We start from the raw sequence: 20,702 nt of genomic DNA on the forward strand, positions 1-20,702 counted from the left end.
TTACTGGAACTCGAAAATCTGGCGAAACACGCCCGGGGCAATGAGGGAGAGCGGGTTGATCGCCAGACGCGGCGCGTCCGTCTGGCCCGTTAGCTTGAAGGTAATCCCCAGCAGACCGCGATCCCGCCCGTTGCCGAGGAAGATGCCAATGAAGGGCAATTCTGCAAACAGGCGGTTCAGGCCATAGGCCGGCATGAAAGTGCCGGTCATATCCATATTACCGCTTTGATCCTTGACGATGCCCTGGAATGTCGCGCCAATCTGTTCGCCGCGTATCACCCCGTTTTCAAGCGCCAGCGTGCCGTTCACATAGACGACCCGGGCAAAACCACGCTGGAATTTTTCAGAACTGACATCGATGTTGCGACGGACCGCTGTGTTCAGGCTTCGCCCATCGTCACCTGTCGGCGTCGCGACGATATCCTGAAGTTTGGCTTCATTCAGGACAGCGAAGTTGCGCAGATCGAGTGAGCCGCTCCAGTCGTTGCCATTGGCGGTCGTTAAAGCAAGGTTCAGCAAGCCGCCACGAACGCGCGAATAGAGGTTCGTAAAACGGGCGAACGAGCCCGCATCGCTGCTTGTCAGGTTGATCGTTCCGCTATCGCCACGGTTGATGGTTTGGGCAACAAGCGCCTGCCCCCGGCTGGTCACGGCTTTCAAATCAATGGTGCGCAGCTTTCCGTCCCGCAGAGTGACGTCCGCGTTGACGTTGCTCATCACCTCGTCATTGAAGCCGTAGACCTTGTCCAGTTGCGCCTTGATGTTGAAAACGCCGAAATTATTATCGGCCGTATTGGTACCACCGCCCTTTGTCGAAGAGCCTCTTAGTCTGGCGATCAGGGGCCGCAGATCGACGGATTTGCCACGGGCGTTGACTGTATAATTCCTGCGCGATGTCGTGATTGAGACGGTGAAATCGTCTTGTGGAGAAAGCTGGAAACGGGAAAAATTGGCGGCGGTCAAGCCGGATTTATCGAATGTGAGATCTCCCGCAGCACCAAAACCATCGCCTTTTAGCGAGAAGTCTTCAATCTTCGTCACACCATCCACGGTTTCCATCGCGAATGAAGCACCGGCGGCGATGCCTGCACCCTTGGTCCAGCCAATCCCGGGCAAGACGATGGAAGCATTGGACAAGTCGATTTTGACATTCTGCTGTACCGGATCCGACGCATCGAGCTCCAGCAAGGTGGTGCCGCCCAGAATACTCGACAGTTCGGGTGAAAGCTTGGCAATCTGCCCTGGCTCGAGTGTGGCCTTCACGAGTATCTGCCGCGCCACGGCGCTTGTCTTGCGTGTAGGTTGGACCACATCGATGTCTACGGCCACACCGTCGACGCGGGCTTTGCCTTTCAGGCGCAGCGCCTCATTGTCGATCGTCATGGGGCCGTTAACGGCGGAGATATCGCGGCCCGCAAGAGGGCGTGTGAGCGAGACACCATCAAGGTCAAGCTTGGCATTCCACGTCGGTTGTGGCGGGCTCTGGCTGGTGAGTAGCCCAACAGTCAGCTTTGCGTTGGCTTTGACCTGCCCTGCAAAATCTTCCGGCTTGAATTCCGTGTCCTTGAGCGCGTTTATGGGCTGGAACGTTGCTAGCTCTGCCACCGCATCCGCCGAACCCGATACGTTGAGATCGAGATCAGCCATCAGTGGTTTGGCATAGACGGACTTGATCGAGAATTTGCTGTTATCCAGCGCAAGCGTACGGTTGGACGGGAAGAATGATGTCGCCTTGATAATATCGACATTGATGGTCTCGCCCACCAACTCGAAATGCGCGTAGGCGTCGCGCAATGGCGGAATGTCCCCCGCCACATTAAGCCGGGTATTGTCGACATCGAATTTGATCTGCAATTCACTGTCAGAAAGTTCCAAGGGGCACCCGGGGCCACACATCCGTCCCTCCGGTATGAAGACGGAGATGGAGCCGTTCCTGACCGTGCCACCAAACAGGTTGGAAACCACCCAGGGACGCGCCTTGCGCGCCATCCAGAAGGGCCACAATTGCTTGACGGCAGTGGCGTCCATCTTGGCAATCTGGCCGCCAAAGCTGATTTCGGGCGAACCATGGCCTAAGAACCGGACCTTGAGTGAGCCCGCCATATCGCCAGCTGCGCTCTTCACATAAAGCGCGGGAATATCGAGCAGCCGCGATGACCTGTCGAATGTTCCATCCGCCACAAGGTCGAACCCGACAGGCGGCTCCCCGCCGGCTTCGGCAAGCGCAGTCGCGCTTTCCAGACGCATCATCAGGTCATAGCCATTGGCATTGTCCTTAATTTGCGCGCGAAGCGGAAGAACGGTCTGGCCGAACGTCAGGTGGGAATTTTCCACCGCCACAACGCTGTTTTCGAAGTCGTATCGGGCATTGATCACCCCGCTGGACACCGGTTGCGCATCACCGCCAATGTAGAGCTTGCCATCGCCAATACCGGCGGAGACGGTAAGCGACGGCGCCGCATCACCCAGCGCACGGTTGCCGACGATGTTCACTCCGGCTTTGACGTTGAGGCCCTGATGCATCACCCCTTGGGGATCATGCTGCTCCAGAAGCGGACCGATATCGAAACCATCCAGCCTTGCCGTGAAGTTGCCGATCTTGTCGGCCATTCCCTTGGCGGCAAGGGACAAGGTCGCCACCTCGCCGTTGAACGCCACATTGCCGTCCAGTGTATAGCCACCCTCCCCATCAGGCACCAGAGAGAGTTCGCGAAGTGTAATGGTGCGAGGCTGCCCGTCATCGCGGGGTGGCAAACGAATGGCGATTTCTGAGAGATCAATCTCTTCTGTGCCGCTTGCCTTGAAGGCCTGAGCGAAGCGATCCAGCTCAACAAATGCCAGATCGAGATAGGCGGGAACATCAGCCACACGAAGCTTGGCGAATTCGATACCCTGCCCCTTCGGCAAAAGCGCGGTGTCCAGCTCCATTCCCGTTGCTTCAAGGCTTTGAACCGAAACGCGGCCCGCCAGCAATGCCAGTGGGTTGAGCGCCATGCCCATGGCGCGGGCGCGGCTCAAATGCTGGCCGGTTTCCTTATCAATGATGTCAACATCCTGCGCCACCAGAGCCAGATTGAAGCCGGAGGCAAAGCGCACGGATGTGGAGCCGATTCGTGCATCGTATTTGGAGCCCAGCGCACGCTCGAGCGCCTGCTTGGCTTGTGTCGTCAATGCGGCGTCGATGGAACCGGTTTCGACCGAAACGATGATGCCACCAATGGAAATGAAGGCGAGAATGACCAGCGCCCCAAACACCTTCAGCAGCGATCGCGTCATGGAACGCGGGCGCGGGCAATGAACAATAATGGGGTCTTCAACCTGGGCAGAGGGCATCGCATGCAGCGGCTTTATATCGCGCTTGCTGAAGCTGACCTTTTCGCCACGAATTTCCGCCATCCGCCTGTGCTTGCTCCCGAAACTGCCACGACCCTCGATCATTATCAGGGTCTTTTCGGCGTGACGGTCCTACCAATCACACCGTCTGTATCGCCACAAGACTGGACGAAGCACTTATTCGGTATATATCGAATAACGGCCCATTCACTCAACAATCCGGCGAAAGAAAGGTCATATATGACTGATTTGAAAATTGGCGATACAGCACCGGACTTTACCCTGCCCCGTAATGGCTCAGGTGAAGTCACTCTTTCAAGCCTCAGCGACAAGACAGTGGTCCTTTATTTCTACCCCAAGGATGACACGTCCGGCTGCACCGTGCAGGCCATTGATTTCAGCGCGATGGGTGCGCAATTCGAAGCAGCCAACACTGTCGTGATCGGCATCTCCCCCGATTCGGTCAAAAGCCACGATAAATTCGCAGCCAAGCACTCGCTTTCCGTCATGCTGGCCTCTGACGAAGAGCGCACGGTGCTAGAAAGCTACGGCGTGTGGAAAGAAAAAAGCATGTATGGCAAAAAATACATGGGCGTGGAGCGCACGACCTATCTGATTTCCCCAGGCGGCGCGATTGCCAAAATATGGACCAAGGTCAAGGCAAACGGCCACGCACAAGAGGTTCTTGAGGCCGTGAACGCTCAGTAGTTGCTGCCTTGCTGATAAAGTCAAAACTTCGTTAACCTTAACGAATTACTATCCAGCCAGATAGGATGTTGGCTGGAGGATGCGTTTTGACGAGAGCGGGTAAAGACCTGGCATTTGGCAAAAAACGCCAGCAGCACGTCCTTATTCTCGCTAGCGGCGAGAAAGTGCGCCACATCACGATCCGGCCCTGGCTTGCGGCGACTGCTTTATGCGTCGCCGGTCTGCTCAGCATCGGTTATATCGGCTCGACGGCCTATCTCATTCTGCGCGATGATCTTGTCGGTGCGACCATCGCCCGCCAGTCTCGAATGCAGACCGAATATGAAGATCGCATCGCCGCACTCCGCGCTCAGGTGGACCGCGTCACCTCCAAGCAGGTGCTGGATCAGCAAGCCGTGGAACGCAAGGTGGAGAAACTTCTGGCCCAACAAAGCGCCCTCACCTCCCGGCATGGCCGCATGAGTGAATTGCTGGAGCGCGCTGAAAAATCCGGTCTTTCCGAACCCGCAATCGAACCCAGCCCCGCCAATGCTTACGCGCCGGACAAGAAGGCGAGCCTCTCGGGCGCTGCCAAAGCCATCGACACCGCCCTGTCATCTCCATCCACGGGCATGAAGGGCAGCATCGGATACACATCCGGGCACGAAAAACTTTCCGAGCGCAGCCTGTCGCTGATGATCGCCTCGCTCGACAAGGTCGAGTCCGAACAGTTGAGCCGGATCGCCTCGCTGACATCGGGCGCTGCAAGCAAGGCAGACGCCATGGCCGATATCATCCGCAGAACCGGCATCCGCATCAACGACTCGGTCCCGCAGGACATTGGTGGCCCCTTCGTGGAGCCTGTGAACACGAGTTCTGCAACATTTGAAGAGCAACTCAGCAATCTCGACAGCGCCCTGATCCGCCTGGAAACGGTTCGCGGCGCGGCTGTATCACTGCCCTTTGGTAACCCTGCCCCCGGCCGTGAAATCTCCAGCCGCTTCGGAAACCGCATCGATCCGTTCCTCGGCCGCCTTGCCCTGCATGCGGGAATCGATTTCGTCGCCGAAACGGGTGCGTCGGTTCAGACAACTGGTGCTGGAACGGTGACAAGTGCTGGATTTTCAGGCGGTTACGGCAACATGGTCGAGGTCGATCATGGCAACGGCATCACCACCCGCTACGGACATCTCTCGGAAATTCTCGTGAAGGAAGGCGATAAGGTCGCGCTTGGCGAGGTCATCGGCAAAGCTGGCAGCACAGGACGTTCAACTGGCCCGCATGTGCATTATGAGGTGCGCCTCAACGATAATCCCGTCGATCCTGCACGCTTTCTGCTGGCCGGAACTCAACTTAAAACCTATCTCCAATAGATCAACAGGTACGCTCACAGGATTATTGATGCCATTCCAGTCGTCACGCAGACCCAATCTGTGAGGCAACCTGTGTTATTTCGAGACAAATCCCTGTTTCCTTGACTTTCTGGCTAATTCGGACTATTCCGCCGCTACAGTCTGCGGCGTCGCCGTTATGACAGCTAAGTGTTCTTTTCGAACCAACACGGAAACAGTTTTTCCTTTGACAACATTCTCTGATCTTGGCCTGAGCCAAAAAGTTCTTTCCGCGATTGAAAGTGCCGGCTACACGACACCGACACCTATTCAAGAAGGCGCAATACCGCCAGCGCTGGAACGACGCGACATCTGCGGCATCGCGCAAACGGGAACGGGCAAGACCGCTTCGTTCGTGCTCCCGATGCTGACCCTTCTGGAAAAAGGCCGTGCGCGCGCAAGAATGCCGCGAACCCTGATCCTTGAACCGACCCGCGAACTCGCGGCGCAGGTTGCTGAGAACTTCGAAAAATACGGCAAGAATCACAAGCTCAATGTCGCGCTGCTGATTGGTGGCGTGTCGTTTGATGAGCAGGATCGCAAGCTGGAGCGTGGCGCAGACGTTTTGATCTGCACCCCCGGCCGCCTGCTGGACCATTGCGAACGTGGCAAGCTTTTGATGACGGGCGTCGAAATCCTCGTGATCGACGAAGCCGACCGCATGCTTGATATGGGCTTCATTCCCGATATCGAGCGCATCGCGAAGATGATTCCTTTTACACGCCAGACGCTGTTCTTCTCGGCCACCATGCCAACGGAAATTCAGAAGCTGGCTGACCGCTTCCTGCAGAACCCGGTTCGCATCGAGGTTGCCAAGCCATCCTCGACGGCAAAGACCGTGACGCAGCGCATCGTTGCCACGCATGACAAGGATTACGAGAAGCGCGCAATCCTGCGCGATCTCATCAACGCGCAGACTGACCTCAAGAACGCGATCATCTTCTGCAACCGCAAGAAGGATGTCGCAGACCTGTTCCGCTCGCTGGAACGTCACGGCTTCTCGGTCGGCGCTCTGCATGGTGACATGGACCAGAACTCGCGCACAAAGATGCTTGCGGGCTTCAAAGATAACCAGATCACCCTGCTCGTCGCGTCAGACGTTGCGGCTCGCGGCCTTGATATCCCCGATGTCAGCCATGTGTTCAATTTCGACGTTCCGATCCATGCGGAAGACTATGTCCACCGTATTGGCCGCACGGGCCGTGCAGGCCGCTCCGGCGCTGCCTTCACGCTCGTCAACCGTCGCGACACCAAATATCTCGACGCTATCGAAAAGCTCATCAACGAGAAGATCGAATGGCTGAACGGTGACCTGACCGCCCTGCCGGAGCCGATGGAAAGCTTTGCTTCCGAGCGCCCGCGCCGTGGCAAGGAAAAAGACAAGGAACGCGGTCGTGGCCGTGACAGGAACCGTCGTGATGCGGCTCCACAGGCGGAAGCACCACAGCCGGTTGTCGAAGAAAAGATCATTCAGCCAGCCGCTATCGTAGAAATCGCGGCAAATGGAGGCGACAAGTTGAAGGCAGAACGTAAGCAAGAAAGAGCACCTCGCAATTTCGAGCGCAACCACGACGCAACGCCCCCTGCAAATGATGACAACCGTCGTCGCCACTACCGCGACCACGATGATGGCCCGACACCTGTTGGTTTCGGTGATGACATTCCGGCCTTCATGCTGATCGTCGCAACCGCGAAGGCGTGATTGTGAAGCCCGGCATTGACTTTCCGGGCGTTGGCGCTGGCCTTGTCATCAGGCGCGATGACAAGGTGCTGCTCTATAAGCGGGTTAACCCGCCAGAAGCCGGGCACTGGAACATTGTGGGCGGCAAAGTCGACCACATGGAGCATTCCAGAATTGCCGCAATACGCGAAGCCGAAGAAGAAACCGGCCTGAGCGTCGGCGATGTAAGCTTCCTATGCACCAGCGAACAGATCATTGCCGCCGATAGGCAGCACTGGCTTTCGCTCATCTACATGACTGATGACTTCAAGGGTGAACCCTCGCTGACCGAGCCTGATAAACTGTCAGAGTTTGGCTGGTTTGACGTGGACAATCCGCCTCAGCCACTGTCATTTTTTGCAAGGGATGCGTTTCTTCAATTGCGCAATGCCAGAGCGTGAACGGCTTTTTCAAGCCTATATCGCTGAAAATACGCGAAAATTTCTGCCTAACAGTCTTTTTGACGGGCATTTCCTCTTTTGCAAAACGTCTGGTGTCGTTAAACATCGCAGGACAGCAAGAGGAAACCCGCCACGCCATGCACCTAACTCGCCTGCTCGCAATCGCTGCCACTTTCGCCATGGCAGGCACAGCAAGTGCCGCGACCATTGGCGTGGTCGCGCCGCAGAGCGGGCCATATGAGGCGCTTGGCCTGCAAATCCGCCAGGGCGTGAAGATTGCAGCCGCGAAAGCTGGCCTTGATGTCATGGAAATTCACGAGAGCTGCGAAGAAGGAAGCGGCGGCGCTATCGCGGATGGTCTGGTCGCAGCCAAGGTCAGCATCGTCGTCGGCTTCCTGTGCACTGAAACACTGTCGCAGGGACTGCCGACCCTCAAGAACGCAAATATTCCCGCCATAACGCTGTCCAGCCGCGCATCCGGCCTGATGGAAGACACGCTAAAGCGCGGATGGCCACTATTCCGGCTTTCGCCATCCGAGGCCGATGAGGCGGAAGCCGTGAGCGCAGCTATTTTGCGGGACTGGAAGGGCCATTCCTTAGGTCTCATCGATGACGGCACAATCTATAGCCGTGAACTGGTGGACCGCATCAGGGCCAAGCTCGAAGAATCCGGCCTGAAGCCCACCTTTACCGATACAATTCGCCCATCCCAGGAACAGCAGGTCGCACTTGTGAGACGCCTGAGCCGCACGGGCATCACCCACGTCTTTATCGGCGCCGAGCGCAATGATGTGGCCATCATTGCCCGCGATGCTGGAGCTGAAAAGTTCCCGCTGACCATCCTTTCTGGCGATACGATGAGAGCGGCCAACAGCCCTGTGCCGATGCCAACAGGCGTGCTTGCCGTTACCCTGCCCGATTACGCCACGCTACCTTCAGCCGTTGATGCGGTTCAGCAGTTGCGCGCAGCCAATGTCGAGCCGGAAGGCTATGCCCTGCCCGCCTTTGCGGTAACGCAGGTGGCGGCAAAGCTGGTCGAGCTGTCCGAAGCCCAGAGCGAACCGGCATCCGCGCTTGTTATCGGCACACGCTTTGATACGGCCATCGGCCCCGTTATGTTCAACGAAAGCCATGAGCTTCAGGACAACCCCTACCGCCTGCAACAATGGAACGGCTCGGCCTTTGTTTCCGTGGAGCATACCGAGCGCTGAAAACAATTAAGACCCGCGCAATCATTGCTCTTCATCGGCAATGATAAAGGCGCGAAAAACCTTGCTTGAGGAGCTAAGCAGATGTCCCTTCCCGTGCGGATCGCCCCGTCCATCCTTGCGTCCAACTTTGCAAAGCTTGGACAGGAAGTTGCCGATGTAACGGCTGCCGGTGCCGACTGGATTCACCTTGACATCATGGACGGCCACTTCGTGCCGAATATTTCCTTCGGGCCAGATGTGATCAAGGCGCTTCGCCCCCACAGCCAGGCGTTCTTCGATTGCCATCTGATGATTGCGCCCGCCGATCCTTACCTCGAAGCCTTTGCCAAGGCCGGTTGCGATGGCATCACCGTGCATGCCGAAGCGGGTGCGCACCTGCATCGCTCATTGCAAACCATTCGTTCACTCGGCAAGAAGGTTGGCGTCACGCTCAACCCGGCAACACCGCTCAGCGTTCTGGAGAATGTGCTTGATGATGTCGACCTCATCCTCATCATGAGCGTCAACCCCGGCTTCGGCGGCCAAAAATTCATTCCCGCAATGCTGGACAAGATCCGCGCCGCCAAGTCCCTGATCGGTGATAGGCCGATTGAGCTGGAAGTGGATGGCGGCATTACCATCGATACGGCTGCAAGCGCTGTTGCCGCAGGTGCCAATGTTCTGGTTGCCGGTTCTGCCATTTTCAAGGGCGATGGCGTGGAAGATTACCGCAAGATGGTCAGCGCCGTTCGCGCCGCCGTCGAGCAGGGTCGCGCCTGAACCCAAAAGAGAACAGCGGCCCTTGCCCAGCCGCCGGTGTTTCGCCCTCCCGACGAATGCGTTGAGATTGCGGGAACACTTTGCTAAAGGGGCAGAAATATTCCTTCCTGAGAGAAAGTCATTGCCATGATACCTCGTTATTCAAGACCGGAAATGGTCGCAATCTGGTCGCCGGAAACGAAGTTTCGCATCTGGTTCGAAATCGAGGCGCATGCCTGTGACGCTCTCGCCGACATTGGCGTTATCCCGAAGGAAGCGGCTAAAACGATCTGGGAAAAGGGCGGCGCTGCTCAGTTTGATGTTGCGCGCATCGATGAGATCGAAGCCGTCACGAAGCATGACGTCATCGCCTTCCTCACCCATCTGGCAGAATTTGTCGGCCCAGACAGCCGCTTCATTCACCAGGGCATGACATCGTCAGACGTTCTCGACACCACCCTGAACATTCAGCTGGTCCGCGCTGCCGACCTTCTGCTGGCCGATATGGACCGGGTTCTCGCAGCGCTGAAAACCCGCGCTTTTGAACACAAGGACACCGTCCGCATCGGCCGCAGCCATGGCATCCATGCAGAGCCGACAACGATGGGCCTGACCTTTGCCCGCTTCTACGCCGAGATGGATCGCAACCGCGCCCGTCTGGTCAACGCCCGCGCTGAAATTGCGACCGGCGCTATCTCCGGCGCTGTCGGTACCTTCGCCAACATCGATCCTTCAGTTGAAGAGCATGTCTGCAAGGCGCTCGGCCTTGCACCGGAGCCTGTCTCGACGCAGGTCATCCCACGCGATCGCCACGCCATGTTCTTCGCAACGCTCGGCGTCATCGCGTCTTCCATTGAGAACGTCGCGATTGAGATTCGCCACATGCAGCGGACCGAGGTTCTGGAAGCCGAAGAGTTCTTCTCTCCCGGCCAGAAGGGCTCGTCGGCCATGCCGCACAAGCGCAACCCGGTTCTGACAGAAAACCTTACCGGCCTCGCCCGTCTGGTGCGCATGTCCGTCGTTCCCGCCATGGAAAACGTGGCACTCTGGCACGAACGCGATATCAGCCACTCCTCCGTGGAACGCGCCATTGGCCCAGACACCACAATCACTCTGGATTTCGCGTTGAACCGTCTGGCTGGCGTTGTGGAGAAGCTGGTGATCTACCCGGACAACATGTTGAAGAACATGAATAAGTTCCGCGGCCTCGTCCACTCCCAGCGCGTTCTGCTGGCGCTGACGCAAGCTGGCGTCTCGCGTGAGGATTCCTACCGTCTGGTCCAGCGTAACGCCATGCGCGTCTGGGAAGAAGGCAAGGACTTCCTGGAAGAGCTTCTGGCCGACGAAGAAGTCCGCGCCGCTCTGCCGGAAGAAAAAATCCGCGAGAAGTTCGATCTTGGCTACCACACCAAGCACGTCGACACGATTTTCTCCCGCGTCTTCGGCTGATCGGCCGATCACGCTGACGAACAATCAAATCAGCCGGCGCAGGATACCGCACCGGCTGATTGCGTTCAGCGTGCTATTATTCGCACGCAAAACGGCTTTCATCATCTCCAGCCGCACGGGTAAAGCGGGTGACCTTTGGATAGGGGCAGTACAGAAAACGCTTTCCCTTGAGACCCACCGCTTCCTTGTTGCCGGGGGTTATCCCGGCGGCAACCGCGTCTGGCATCTTGCCATGCTCCACCCAGGCAACCAGTTCCGAGAAGAAATCGAAATCGTCAAATGACGGCCCGCCTGCGCCATGCGGCATACCTGGAACCCTGTAAAACTTCACGAAATCTGCCGCTGCGCCACCATTGTTTTCATCCAGCTTGCGATACCAGTTGACGGTATCGACGACGGAAAAAACCGGATCGGCATTGCCGTGAAAGACAATCATCTTGTGGCCAGCCGCACGGAACGCCTTGAGTGTGGGATTATCGGTTTCTGGAGGGATCATAACTTCAGCCGCCGACTCGCTAAAAGTCGCATTGGTCGCAAAGATCTTTGGTGCGTCGCGGTCGAAATCGAAGCCGAGGAGAAAGGCCTGCAAATCCTCCGGCGTGCCGACCACAGCCGTTGGTGGCGTGGTGAAGACCTGCGCCAGCGAGGCCGCTCCCATTGCTGCGATAATCGGCTTTCGGCCCCACGCATCCACGCTGCTTTCCAGCTTCCAGGTCCGCCAATTGCCGGATGCCATGCCCGGGTCCCAAACCCATTCGCTGTAGAGCTGCTTCCCCTTGCTGTCCGTGGGTCCCTCTAAGCTTTTGTCCAGCGCAGTGATCTGCGCAGCCGTCAGGCAGTTTTTGGCGCTCTCGGTGGCGCATTCCAGCGCCTGTGACTTGAAGGCCGTCTGGCATGCTGCCGAATCTGCGACGACGCCATCCTCAACGCCATCCAGCGCATCGCAAGCGGCAAGAATACCATTCGCCAGCAACGTCATGTCATCGCGTGAGAAAGACTTTGAGATATCGGCATTAACCGCCGTCCACGCCTTGATGTCATGCGCGTGCTGAATGGCAGCCTTGGGCAGGTTAAATCCAGGATAGCCCGAAAGTATTCCATCGAATGTTTCAGGCATTCGCGTCGCCGCCATCAGACCGTGTCGACCGCCATTGGAACTGCCTATCCCATAGGTATATTCAGCCGGCTTGCCGTATCTGGTCTCAACGATTTGTTCGGCAATCGGGTGGAGCGTCACGACGGCGGAATAGCCATAATCCCGTCGCGCTTGCGGATCAAAGCCAAAAGCTGCACCGCCCGCCATCCCTTTTTCCGGGTTGGCCTTGCCATCATGACCGGCATCGCTGGAGACCACCGCGTAGCCACGCGAAAGCGCCGTATCTTTCTTGTTGCCGCCGAGAAGTGGACCGAGCGCTGGGACCACCACACCATCATTTCCGCCGTTGAATTGATGGACGAAGCGACCGTTCCACGCGTCGGGCAGACGCAATTCGAAGCGAATGGCATAATCCATTCCATCTATGCCCTTGTGCGCTCCGGCCGTTCCGCGCACCAGGCAATGGGCCACCGGTATGTCGTCACTGGCGGGCGTCGCAACCGCCTCCGTCAACGTCACGCCCTCGGGTTCGCGATCGTTATCTACCAGCTCGGCGCAGGTTACCGCTGCCAGCCCAAGGCTTGGGGCCGCCATAACGGCAAGCGCCGCCACTCCTGAAAATAAGGCTTTTCTCAAAGGCTCCTCCCAAAGCACCGTTATGGCGAGACGCCTCCGCGTCCGCCTTCACGGGAACGTAACACCAGACTGCACGGCAAAATAGCAAGTGTGTTGAATTAATTTTACGGCCCTTTACTGCACCTCTCTTGACGGCGGGCGGTGGCGCTAGCAGATAAGAGGCATGAAAGCATCTGAAGCAGATATCCTCATCGTTCCCGGCTACACCAACTCTGGCCCAGAACACTGGCAAAGCCGCTGGCAGGAAAAGCTGTCCACCGCCCGCCGTGTCGAGCAGGCGGAGTGGACAAAGCCGGTCCGTGAAGACTGGGTCGCAAAACTCATCGAAGAGGTGAATGCCTGCACGCGGCCCGTGGTGCTGGTTGCCCATTCGCTGGGCGTGCCAACAGTCATGCACGCTCTGCCCCAGATTGCCGGAAAGATTGCGGGCGCCATGCTTGTGGCCCCACCAGATGTGGCAAACCCGGATATTCGCCCCAAGCATCTGATGACATTCGGTCCCTACCCGCGCGACCCCTTGCCCTTCCCCGCCATTACCATCGCCAGCCAGAACGATCCTTTCGGCACCTATGAGCATGCGGGCGAGATTTCGAATGCCTGGGGCTCAACGCTTATTGATGCGGGCATGTCTGGCCATATCAATGCAGAATCAGGTCATGGCCCATGGCCGGAAGGCACAATGGTATTTGCCCAGTTCATCAGCAAGCTGAAGCCACCGGCCAGCTTTAATCTTTGATTTGACTGGATATATCAGCGAATTCAAGACTAATAGAACCCACATTAAATATTCGCCAATGCGCTATCAACCAGCGCCTAAGTCTGCGACAATAACCTGCAATCGATGCGACCCTAATTTCAGGGCGTTTACAGTGGGAACGGTGGCAGGGGCGCTTGAAACAAGATCTTTTACTGAAAGAAATTCTTGACGCATTGCCTGTTCCCGTTATCCAGCTTTTGCCTGACGGGAACATTGCTTATCTGCCGCCAAATTTCTCCTGCGCTTGTGCAAACCCGGCTCACCTTCTGGATTTCATCCATAGGGATGACCACGCTGCCGCGACTGAAGCACTGGCCGATGTTTCAAATAACGGACCTGCAACGTTAGAGGTGCGGCTTAACGACGAGCCTAACAGACAGCGCTTCGCGCTTTTGTCGCTTTCCCGCATGCAGGCGAGCGGGGGGGAGATCATTCTCGCTCAGTTCACCGACATCACAGCGCAAAGCCTGCGCGAGCGCGACATTTCGATGCGCGAAAGCCGCTGGAACAGTGCGCTGGTGGGCTCTCTATCTGGCGTATGGGACCAGAACTTCGCGACCGGCGAGATGTATGGTTCTGAAACCTGGCGCGCCATGCGTGGCATGGAACCGGATGATCCTATTGAAGCCAATTTCGAAGAGTGGCTCACCCTTGTACACCCTGATGACCGCGCTCACACCGTACACTGCATCGAAAAGCAGACGGAAGGCGATCCGGCCTATGCCGCTTTTCAGTATCGCGAGCGACACAAGGATGGCCACTGGATCTGGATAGAGTGTCGCGGGGCATGTATCGAGCGCGACGAAGACGGAAAGGCTGTGCGCATCGTCGGCACAGATACCGATGTCACCGAGCGAAAGGCATCCGAAAGCGAGATGGAGCGGATGTCGCGGCACCTTAAACTCGCGCTGGAGGCATCGCAGGTCGGCGTTTTCGAAGTGGATTTCGAGACCGGCGTGACGACATGGGACGACCGTTTGTACGAGATTTTCGGCATCGACAAAAGCCTGCCCATCATTGTCAACGGTCTTTGGGAAAGCCGCGTTCACCCTGATGATCTCAGCCGTGTCCTGGTCAACGTCTCTGACAATGTGGAGAAGCTTCAACCCTTCAAGGAAGAATACCGCGTCATCCTGCAGGACGGTTCTCTGCGTTACATCCGCGCGCGCTCCCTGCCCTTCATCGATGTTGACGGCAAACGAAAGATGATCGGCGTCAACTGGGATGTCACGGCAGATATTGCGCTTCGCAACGAGCTTGAACGCGCCAAAACGCAGACGGAAACGCGCAACCACGAACTCGAACTCGCTCGAATTAACATTGAGCACAACGCGCTGCATGATTATCTGACCGACCTGCCGAACCGCCGGTATCTGGACGAAGTCCTGACACGGCAAAATCTTTTTACGGGCCAAACAGACCCCGGCCTTGCCATCCTTCACATCGATCTGGATCGCTTCAAACAGATCAACGATACACTCGGACATCGCACCGGCGACGTCATGCTGAAATATGTCGCCAACCTTTTGCGCAAGGCCAGCAAGAAGAGCGAGTTCGTGGCGCGCATCGGTGGCGATGAGTTCGTGTTCCTCTCGCCCTTCAACGGTGACACACGCAGAATCGAGTCGATGGCCAAGCGGTTGATCAAGCAGTTGAAGCAACCCATTCTGCATGAGGGCCATGAGTGTCGCATCGGTGCCAGCATCGGCATCGCCTGTGGTATCGGCGCGGATATGGACTACAAGCAGCTGCTTCTGAACGCCGATATCGCGCTCTACAATGCCAAGAAGCGAGGCCGCAATCGCTTCGAATTTTTCTCATCGGATACGCAGGACTGGCTGATCAACACAAAGCGCGTTTCGGATGAAATTCTGACCGCGCTGGAGCGAGATGAGTTCATTCCCTATTACCAGTTTCAGTTCGACGCACAGACCCTTGATATCACCGGCGTCGAAACGCTGGCGCGCTGGAACCACTCGGCTGAAGGCATCCTGACCCCCGACCGCTTTCTCGCCATCGCGGAAGATCTCGATGCCGTGTCCGCAATCGATAGCATCATCCTAAAAAAGGCCCTGGTGGATTTCAGCAAATGGAAGGCGGCGGGCCTTTCCATTCCCAAACTCTCTGTCAACGTGTCCGCCAGGCGGCTCCATGATCCGGCGCTGAGCCAGGCGCTCGATGGTCTCAAGATTGAAGCGGGTACTCTAGCATTCGAACTTTTGGAATCCATTTTCCTAGACGATAGCGACGATATCACCATCCACAATCTCAAGAAGCTGCGGGAGCTGGGCATCGATATCGAAATCGATGATTTCGGCACGGGCCATGCCTCCATCATCAGCTTGCTGAAAGTCAGCCCGCACACGCTGAAAATCGACCGTGAGCTGGTTCGGCTTATTCCACAATCCAACGAACAGCGGAAATTGCTGGGCTCCATCATAGATATCGGCCGGTCGCTGGGCATCAGAGTTGTGGCTGAGGGCGTGGAAAGCGCCGAGCATATTCATATTCTGAAAGATATGGGTTGCGATGCCTTGCAGGGCTTCGCCCTGTGCCGGCCATTGCCTGCGGAGGCCGTGGCCGATTTCGTGGCGGCGCAGGCGTGGAGAACAGTTCCCTTCCAGACGCAGCGATCAACAAGGACTAGCCCCGGCATCGCCCCGTTAAAATAAGCTGAGCCCACAGCAGGGCGGATAAACCTTCGCTACCGCATGTCTGATTATGCTACGCTTCAACCACAATTTCATCGGCGTTTTGGCCCATAGTGTTTTTCCCTCAGCAAGGCTTTGATTTTCTGGTAAATAAAGCTGTTGAAAAGGCTTCATCAGTCGACCACCACCTCGCACAAGCAGCACTCAAGGGCCACAATCGAAGCGAACGCGGCCCCAGCCTCATTGTGGAATGGCTTCTTTTCCTTTATGGGACCGCTTCAATAGACGAAACAAACGCCACCCATCCGGCGTCAACCAAGAGATTTGTTAATATGAACCGTCGCCGCCGTATTTACGAAGGCAAGGCCAAGATCCTTTATGAAGGTCCAGAGCCAGGAACTCTCATCCAGTTCTTCAAGGACGACGCAACCGCCTTCAACAAGAAAAAGCACGCAGTCATCGACGGCAAGGGTGTTCTGAACAATCGTATTTCAGAGTATCTTTTCACACATCTCAACAAAATCGGCATTCCCACCCACTTCATCCGCCGCCTCAACATGCGCGAGCAGTTGATCAAGGAGGTGGAGATGATCCCGCTTGAGATCGTCGTGCGCAATGTCGCCGCTGGCTCGCTTTCCAAAAGGCTCGGCATCGATGAGGGCGTGGTTCTGCCGCGTTCCATCATCGAGTTCTATTACAAGTCCGATGCGCTTGAAGATCCTATGGTTTCTGAAGAGCATATTACTGCATTCGGCTGGGCTAACCCGGCAGAACTTGATGATATCATGGCGCTTGCCATCCGCGTGAATGACTTCCTGTCCGGCCTGTTCCTCGGTGTCGGCATTCAGCTGGTTGATTTCAAGATCGAATGCGGTCGCCTCTACGAAGGCGATATGATGCGCATCATCCTGGCCGATGAGATTTCTCCCGATAGCTGCCGCTTGTGGGATATCGAGACGCAAGAAAAGATGGACAAGGACCGCTTTCGCCGCGATATGGGTGGGCTTCTGGAAGCCTATTCGGAAGTGGCGCGCCGTCTGGGAATTATCAACGAAAACGAACCGCTCCGTGGTACCGGCCCGGTTCTGGTCAAGTGAATTCAGGAGAGCATAAGGTGATCAAGGCACGGGTGACTATTACGCTCAAGAACGGCGTTCTCGATCCGCAGGGTAAGGCAATCGAAGGCGCTCTCGGCAGCCTCGGTTTCGAAGGTGTTGGCCAGGTTCGTCAGGGCAAGGTCTTCGATCTGGAACTGGCGACCACCGACAAGGCGAAAGCTGAAGCCGACCTGAAGGCGATGTGCGAAAAGCTCCTCGCCAACACGGTGATCGAAAACTACTCTATCGCTATTCTCTGACGCTCAGGAGCCGACCCATGAAATCCGCAGTCGTCCAGCTTCCGGGCCTCAATCGCGACCGTGACATGATCGCGGCCTTGACTCGGATTTCCGGCAAGGCACCTGTCACCATCTGGCAGACGGAAACAGATATTCCCGACGTCGATCTGATCGTCATTCCCGGCGGATTTTCCTATGGCGACTATCTGCGCTGCGGAGCGATCGCCGCGCGCATGCCCGTCATGCAGGCTATCCGTGAAAAGGCCGAACAGGGCGTCAAGGTTCTCGGCGTCTGCAATGGCTTTCAGATTTTGGTCGAGGCAGGCATGCTTCCGGGCGCGCTCATGCGCAACGCATCGCTGAAATTCGTCTGCCGCGAAGTGAAGTTGGAAGTCGTCAACAACGACACCGAATTCACGCGCACCTACGACAAGGGCCAGATCATCCGCTCGCCCGTTGCCCACCACGATGGCAATTACTTCGTGGAGCCGGAAGAGCTGAAGTCCCTCGAGGACAAGGGTCAGGTCGTGTTCCGCTATGCGGAAGGCACCAATCCGAATGGCTCGCTCAACGACATCGCCGGCATTATCAATGCCAAGGGCAATGTTCTGGGCATGATGCCTCACCCGGAAAACCTCATCGAAGCCGCCCATGGCGGCAATGATGGGCGCGGTATCTTTGCCTCAGCCCTCGGCGTCATCGCAGCTTAAAAATTAACAAAGCCGGGTTACACCGGCTTTGTTGTATTTCACGTATATGGAATTAAAGCGATGAACCGCCTTCCCCACGCACTGAATATTGTAGGCCTCGGCCTTGCTGCGCTTTCTCTGGCCGCTTGCCAGTCAGAAAGGGCACCTGTGGCCTCATCCTCCGCATCACGTGCAGCATTGCCGGTCATGGAACGCGTGGCACTGGGCGCAAACGCCTGCTGGTTCAAATCAGGCGACCCGGCTTTCAAGCAGTATCGCCTTGCACCGGAACTCAATTCCTTCTCCGGTCGCCCGCGCATTCTGCTCGTGCCGCGCAACAGCCCGGAATCACGCCCTATGCTCGTCGTGCAGGCGGAAGGCAATCCAGCAAAGGTTGACGCCTTCGGCCCCGCCATGAACGAACCACATGCCGCACGCATCACCACAGACGTGAAGCGTTGGGTCAATGGCGGTAAAGGCTGCTCTTAAAGCAGAAAACCCGCCAGCGCCTGATAGAAAGGCACATGGCGGGCATTTGCTGACAAGGCAATCTGGCGAGAAATCAAGCCACCATGCGCGCTCTGCCGCGTGCTGCGACACCGCCCGCAGATTGTGATGTTCCGAGGCTGAACTGAGCAACGAGATCACGAAGCTTTTCGACCTCCTGCGACAATGCGGCAGAAGCTGCGGTTGATTCTTCAACCATTGCCGCATTCTGCTGTGTGGACTGGTCCATGGAGTTGATGGCTGTGTTGACTTCCGAAAGCCCGACAGACTGTTCCTTCGAAGAAGTCGCGATCGCATTCATGTGCTGATTGATGCCAGCAACGCGGTCGGCGATTTCGTTCAATGCGACCCCTGTCTCACGCACCAGTTCAACGCCGCTTCCAACTTCCGCCGTGGACGTCTGAATGAGAGCCTTGATCTCCTTGGCCGCATTGGCGGAGCGCTGTGCCAGTTCTCGGACTTCCTGCGCAACAACGGCAAAGCCTTTGCCCGCTTCGCCAGCGCGCGCCGCTTCCACACCCGCATTGAGGGCCAGGAGGTTGGTCTGGAAGGCAATTTCATCGATGACGCTGATGATGTTGGAAATCTGCTGCGAGGAATTCTCGATCCTCTGCATCGCCTCTTCGGCCTGGTTTACAACCTTGGAGGACTTGGCGGCACTGTCTGTCGCAGATGTGGCCGCCCGCTGTGCTTCTATTGTTCGCTGGCTTGAATTGGTGACATTGACGGTTATTTCATCCAGTGCAGCGGCGGTCTGCTCGAGCGAAGCAGCTTGCTGTTCGGTGCGGCGCGACAGGTCATTTGCACCAGAGGCAATCTCCTGGGTTCCATTGCCAATCGTTGATATGCTTTCCGCAATAGAACGCAATGTATCACCGAGTTGCTTGACGGACAGGTTGAAGTCTTGACGCAACGCCTCGAACTCCGGCGAGAAAGCTTCGTTCAGCTGGAAGGAAAGATCGCCGGAGGCCAGCCGTTTCAAGCCTCCCGCCAGTCCTGATGTCGCCACACGCAGCCTTTCAGCCGCAACGGCTTCCGCCCTTTCTTGAGCTTCCAAACGGTCTGTTTCTGCCTGACGGCGTAGTCCCTCGGCTTCTGACTCCATACGCGTTTTGGCAATGGCAGCTTCACGGAACACTTCCACTGCTGCGGCCATCGAACCAATCTCATCCTTGCGACCGACCCCGGCGCTGATGACATCGGTGCGGCCCTGCGCGAGTTCAGACATGGATTTAGACAGCGCAAGGATAGGTGCGCTGATCGTTCGCCGAGATATATAGAAAATAATGCCTGAGAAAACGACCGTCAAAACGATGAGCGCCTCTAGGATGCTATTGATATAGACGCTGGTATCACCACTCTCTGCGCTGATACTGTCCGCAACTTTTTCAATACTGTCGCCCGCAACTTCCATGGCCGTTTCCAGCTCCGAAAATTGCTTCATGAAATCAGGCAGCCCTTGCATGGCAGCGTTGGTGTCGCTTTCAGCCAAGGCAACAAGCTTGGTCGCACTGTCAATATAAGCGCGCAGAGGAGGCTCAACGCTTTTCACGACTTTTTGTGTTTCGGGGTCTGTTGCCAGAGCCTCGTTTGCCGCAATCATTTCTCGGAAAGAAGCTACGTGTTCTGCGAGGTCCTGCTTCACATCCTTCAGTGCAATTCCGGCGGATGGGTTGGAGGTCAGCAGCGAAGCGAAGACATCAGACCGAAGCGCATCATGCATCATGTCTGCCTGCATGTGGTTGCGAAGCACCTCCGCTGAGGTTGCGATGCGATTGGCATTACCGGTTAGTTCGGAGGCGGACCAAAGTCCTATCCCGGCCGCACTTCCCGCTAAGGCAAGAATACCCAGACTAGCAACAATAATTTTCTGCTGAATTGACGACATCACAATATCCCCTAGCAACGTCGTGATAATATCGCCTATTATTATTAAGTTTTGATAAATTAGATTGCACGCTTCTTGTCTGCACCGATCCAAAGTTGAATTGAAAAATCATCATATGCTAAATCAGCTTAAAGAGACCTATTTGGCCATGAGAAGAAAGACGCCCTCCGGGCCTCCTCTAATGCCTCATGGCGCGTGAGACCGATGTCTAC

The 20,702-nt window shown here is 56.6% G+C and carries 16 protein-coding genes; 13 read left to right on the top strand and 3 right to left on the bottom strand.

What is annotated here, in order from left to right:
- Entirely contained in the window at positions 1–3,438 is a 3,438-nt protein-coding gene (locus tag ACQZ51_RS11740) for a YhdP family protein (protein ID WP_448777366.1), read from the bottom strand.
- Between the two features lie 135 nt (positions 3,439–3,573).
- Here ACQZ51_RS11740 and bcp point away from each other — a divergent pair, with 135 nt between their 5' ends.
- The 7 genes from bcp (at position 3,574) to purB (ending at position 10,930) form a co-directional block, all read left to right on the top strand.
- Entirely contained in the window at positions 3,574–4,041 is a 468-nt protein-coding gene (gene bcp / locus ACQZ51_RS11745; protein WP_448777368.1) for a thioredoxin-dependent thiol peroxidase, read from the top strand.
- Positions 4,042–4,127: 86 nt separating this feature from the next.
- The gene (locus ACQZ51_RS11750) at positions 4,128–5,393 is read left to right on the top strand and encodes a M23 family metallopeptidase (protein WP_448777370.1); all 1,266 of its coding nucleotides are present in this window, start codon (positions 4,128–4,130) and stop codon (positions 5,391–5,393) included.
- Positions 5,394–5,598: 205 nt separating this feature from the next.
- On the top strand, positions 5,599–7,113 hold the full coding sequence (locus tag ACQZ51_RS11755; RefSeq protein WP_448777372.1) for a DEAD/DEAH box helicase: 1,515 nt from the start codon (positions 5,599–5,601) through the stop codon (positions 7,111–7,113).
- On the top strand, positions 7,113–7,532 hold the full coding sequence (locus ACQZ51_RS11760) for an NUDIX domain-containing protein (RefSeq protein ID WP_448777593.1): 420 nt from the start codon (positions 7,113–7,115) through the stop codon (positions 7,530–7,532). The genes ACQZ51_RS11755 and ACQZ51_RS11760 overlap by 1 nt, the downstream gene beginning before the upstream one ends.
- Positions 7,533–7,669: 137 nt before the next feature.
- On the top strand, positions 7,670–8,743 hold the full coding sequence (locus ACQZ51_RS11765; protein WP_448777373.1) for a branched-chain amino acid ABC transporter substrate-binding protein: 1,074 nt from the start codon (positions 7,670–7,672) through the stop codon (positions 8,741–8,743).
- 81 nt (positions 8,744–8,824) lie between these two features.
- On the top strand, positions 8,825–9,502 hold the full coding sequence (rpe, locus tag ACQZ51_RS11770) for a ribulose-phosphate 3-epimerase (RefSeq protein WP_448777374.1): 678 nt from the start codon (positions 8,825–8,827) through the stop codon (positions 9,500–9,502).
- 126 nt (positions 9,503–9,628) lie between these two features.
- Complete coding sequence (gene purB / locus ACQZ51_RS11775; protein WP_448777375.1) at positions 9,629–10,930, top strand: adenylosuccinate lyase; 1,302 nt, start codon at positions 9,629–9,631, stop codon at positions 10,928–10,930.
- Between the two features lie 76 nt (positions 10,931–11,006).
- On the opposite strand, the gene ACQZ51_RS11780 is transcribed toward purB, so the two are convergent.
- On the bottom strand, positions 11,007–12,662 hold the full coding sequence (locus ACQZ51_RS11780; protein ID WP_448777377.1) for a tannase/feruloyl esterase family alpha/beta hydrolase: 1,656 nt from the start codon (positions 12,660–12,662) through the stop codon (positions 11,007–11,009).
- Between the two features lie 163 nt (positions 12,663–12,825).
- Here ACQZ51_RS11780 and ACQZ51_RS11785 point away from each other — a divergent pair, with 163 nt between their 5' ends.
- The 6 genes from ACQZ51_RS11785 (at position 12,826) to ACQZ51_RS11810 (ending at position 18,584) form a co-directional block, all read left to right on the top strand.
- The gene (locus ACQZ51_RS11785; protein ID WP_448777379.1) at positions 12,826–13,398 is read left to right on the top strand and encodes an RBBP9/YdeN family alpha/beta hydrolase; all 573 of its coding nucleotides are present in this window, start codon (positions 12,826–12,828) and stop codon (positions 13,396–13,398) included.
- Between the two features lie 155 nt (positions 13,399–13,553).
- A complete protein-coding gene (locus ACQZ51_RS11790) occupies positions 13,554–16,091 on the top strand; it encodes an EAL domain-containing protein (protein ID WP_448777381.1) in 2,538 nt (845 codons plus the stop codon).
- A 311-nt stretch (positions 16,092–16,402) separates the two neighbouring features.
- Positions 16,403–17,167, top strand: coding sequence for a phosphoribosylaminoimidazolesuccinocarboxamide synthase (gene purC / locus ACQZ51_RS11795; protein WP_042619710.1), 765 nt, complete (start codon positions 16,403–16,405; stop codon positions 17,165–17,167).
- Between the two features lie 17 nt (positions 17,168–17,184).
- Complete coding sequence (purS, locus tag ACQZ51_RS11800) at positions 17,185–17,427, top strand: phosphoribosylformylglycinamidine synthase subunit PurS (RefSeq protein WP_448777383.1); 243 nt, start codon at positions 17,185–17,187, stop codon at positions 17,425–17,427.
- Positions 17,428–17,444: 17 nt separating this feature from the next.
- Positions 17,445–18,116, top strand: coding sequence for a phosphoribosylformylglycinamidine synthase subunit PurQ (purQ, locus tag ACQZ51_RS11805; RefSeq protein ID WP_448777384.1), 672 nt, complete (start codon positions 17,445–17,447; stop codon positions 18,114–18,116).
- A 60-nt stretch (positions 18,117–18,176) separates the two neighbouring features.
- The gene (locus tag ACQZ51_RS11810) at positions 18,177–18,584 is read left to right on the top strand and encodes a hypothetical protein (protein WP_448777386.1); all 408 of its coding nucleotides are present in this window, start codon (positions 18,177–18,179) and stop codon (positions 18,582–18,584) included.
- 73 nt (positions 18,585–18,657) lie between these two features.
- On the opposite strand, the gene ACQZ51_RS11815 is transcribed toward ACQZ51_RS11810, so the two are convergent.
- On the bottom strand, positions 18,658–20,490 hold the full coding sequence (locus tag ACQZ51_RS11815) for a methyl-accepting chemotaxis protein (RefSeq protein ID WP_448777387.1): 1,833 nt from the start codon (positions 20,488–20,490) through the stop codon (positions 18,658–18,660).
- Positions 20,491–20,702: the final 212 nt, after the last annotated feature.

The organism is Agrobacterium sp. CG674, from assembly GCF_053521645.1.

Coding starts and splice junctions, on each gene's coding strand:
- ACQZ51_RS11740 (WP_448777366.1), bottom strand. CDS start 3,438: ATGATCGAGGGTCGTGGCAGTTTCGGGAGCAAGCACAGGCGGATGGCG.
- bcp (WP_448777368.1), top strand. CDS start 3,574: ATGACTGATTTGAAAATTGGCGATACAGCACCGGACTTTACCCTGCCC.
- ACQZ51_RS11765 (WP_448777373.1), top strand. CDS start 7,670: ATGCACCTAACTCGCCTGCTCGCAATCGCTGCCACTTTCGCCATGGCA.
- rpe (WP_448777374.1), top strand. CDS start 8,825: ATGTCCCTTCCCGTGCGGATCGCCCCGTCCATCCTTGCGTCCAACTTT.
- purB (WP_448777375.1), top strand. CDS start 9,629: ATGATACCTCGTTATTCAAGACCGGAAATGGTCGCAATCTGGTCGCCG.
- ACQZ51_RS11785 (WP_448777379.1), top strand. CDS start 12,826: ATGAAAGCATCTGAAGCAGATATCCTCATCGTTCCCGGCTACACCAAC.
- purC (WP_042619710.1), top strand. CDS start 16,403: ATGAACCGTCGCCGCCGTATTTACGAAGGCAAGGCCAAGATCCTTTAT.
- purQ (WP_448777384.1), top strand. CDS start 17,445: ATGAAATCCGCAGTCGTCCAGCTTCCGGGCCTCAATCGCGACCGTGAC.
- ACQZ51_RS11810 (WP_448777386.1), top strand. CDS start 18,177: ATGAACCGCCTTCCCCACGCACTGAATATTGTAGGCCTCGGCCTTGCT.
- ACQZ51_RS11815 (WP_448777387.1), bottom strand. CDS start 20,490: ATGTCGTCAATTCAGCAGAAAATTATTGTTGCTAGTCTGGGTATTCTT.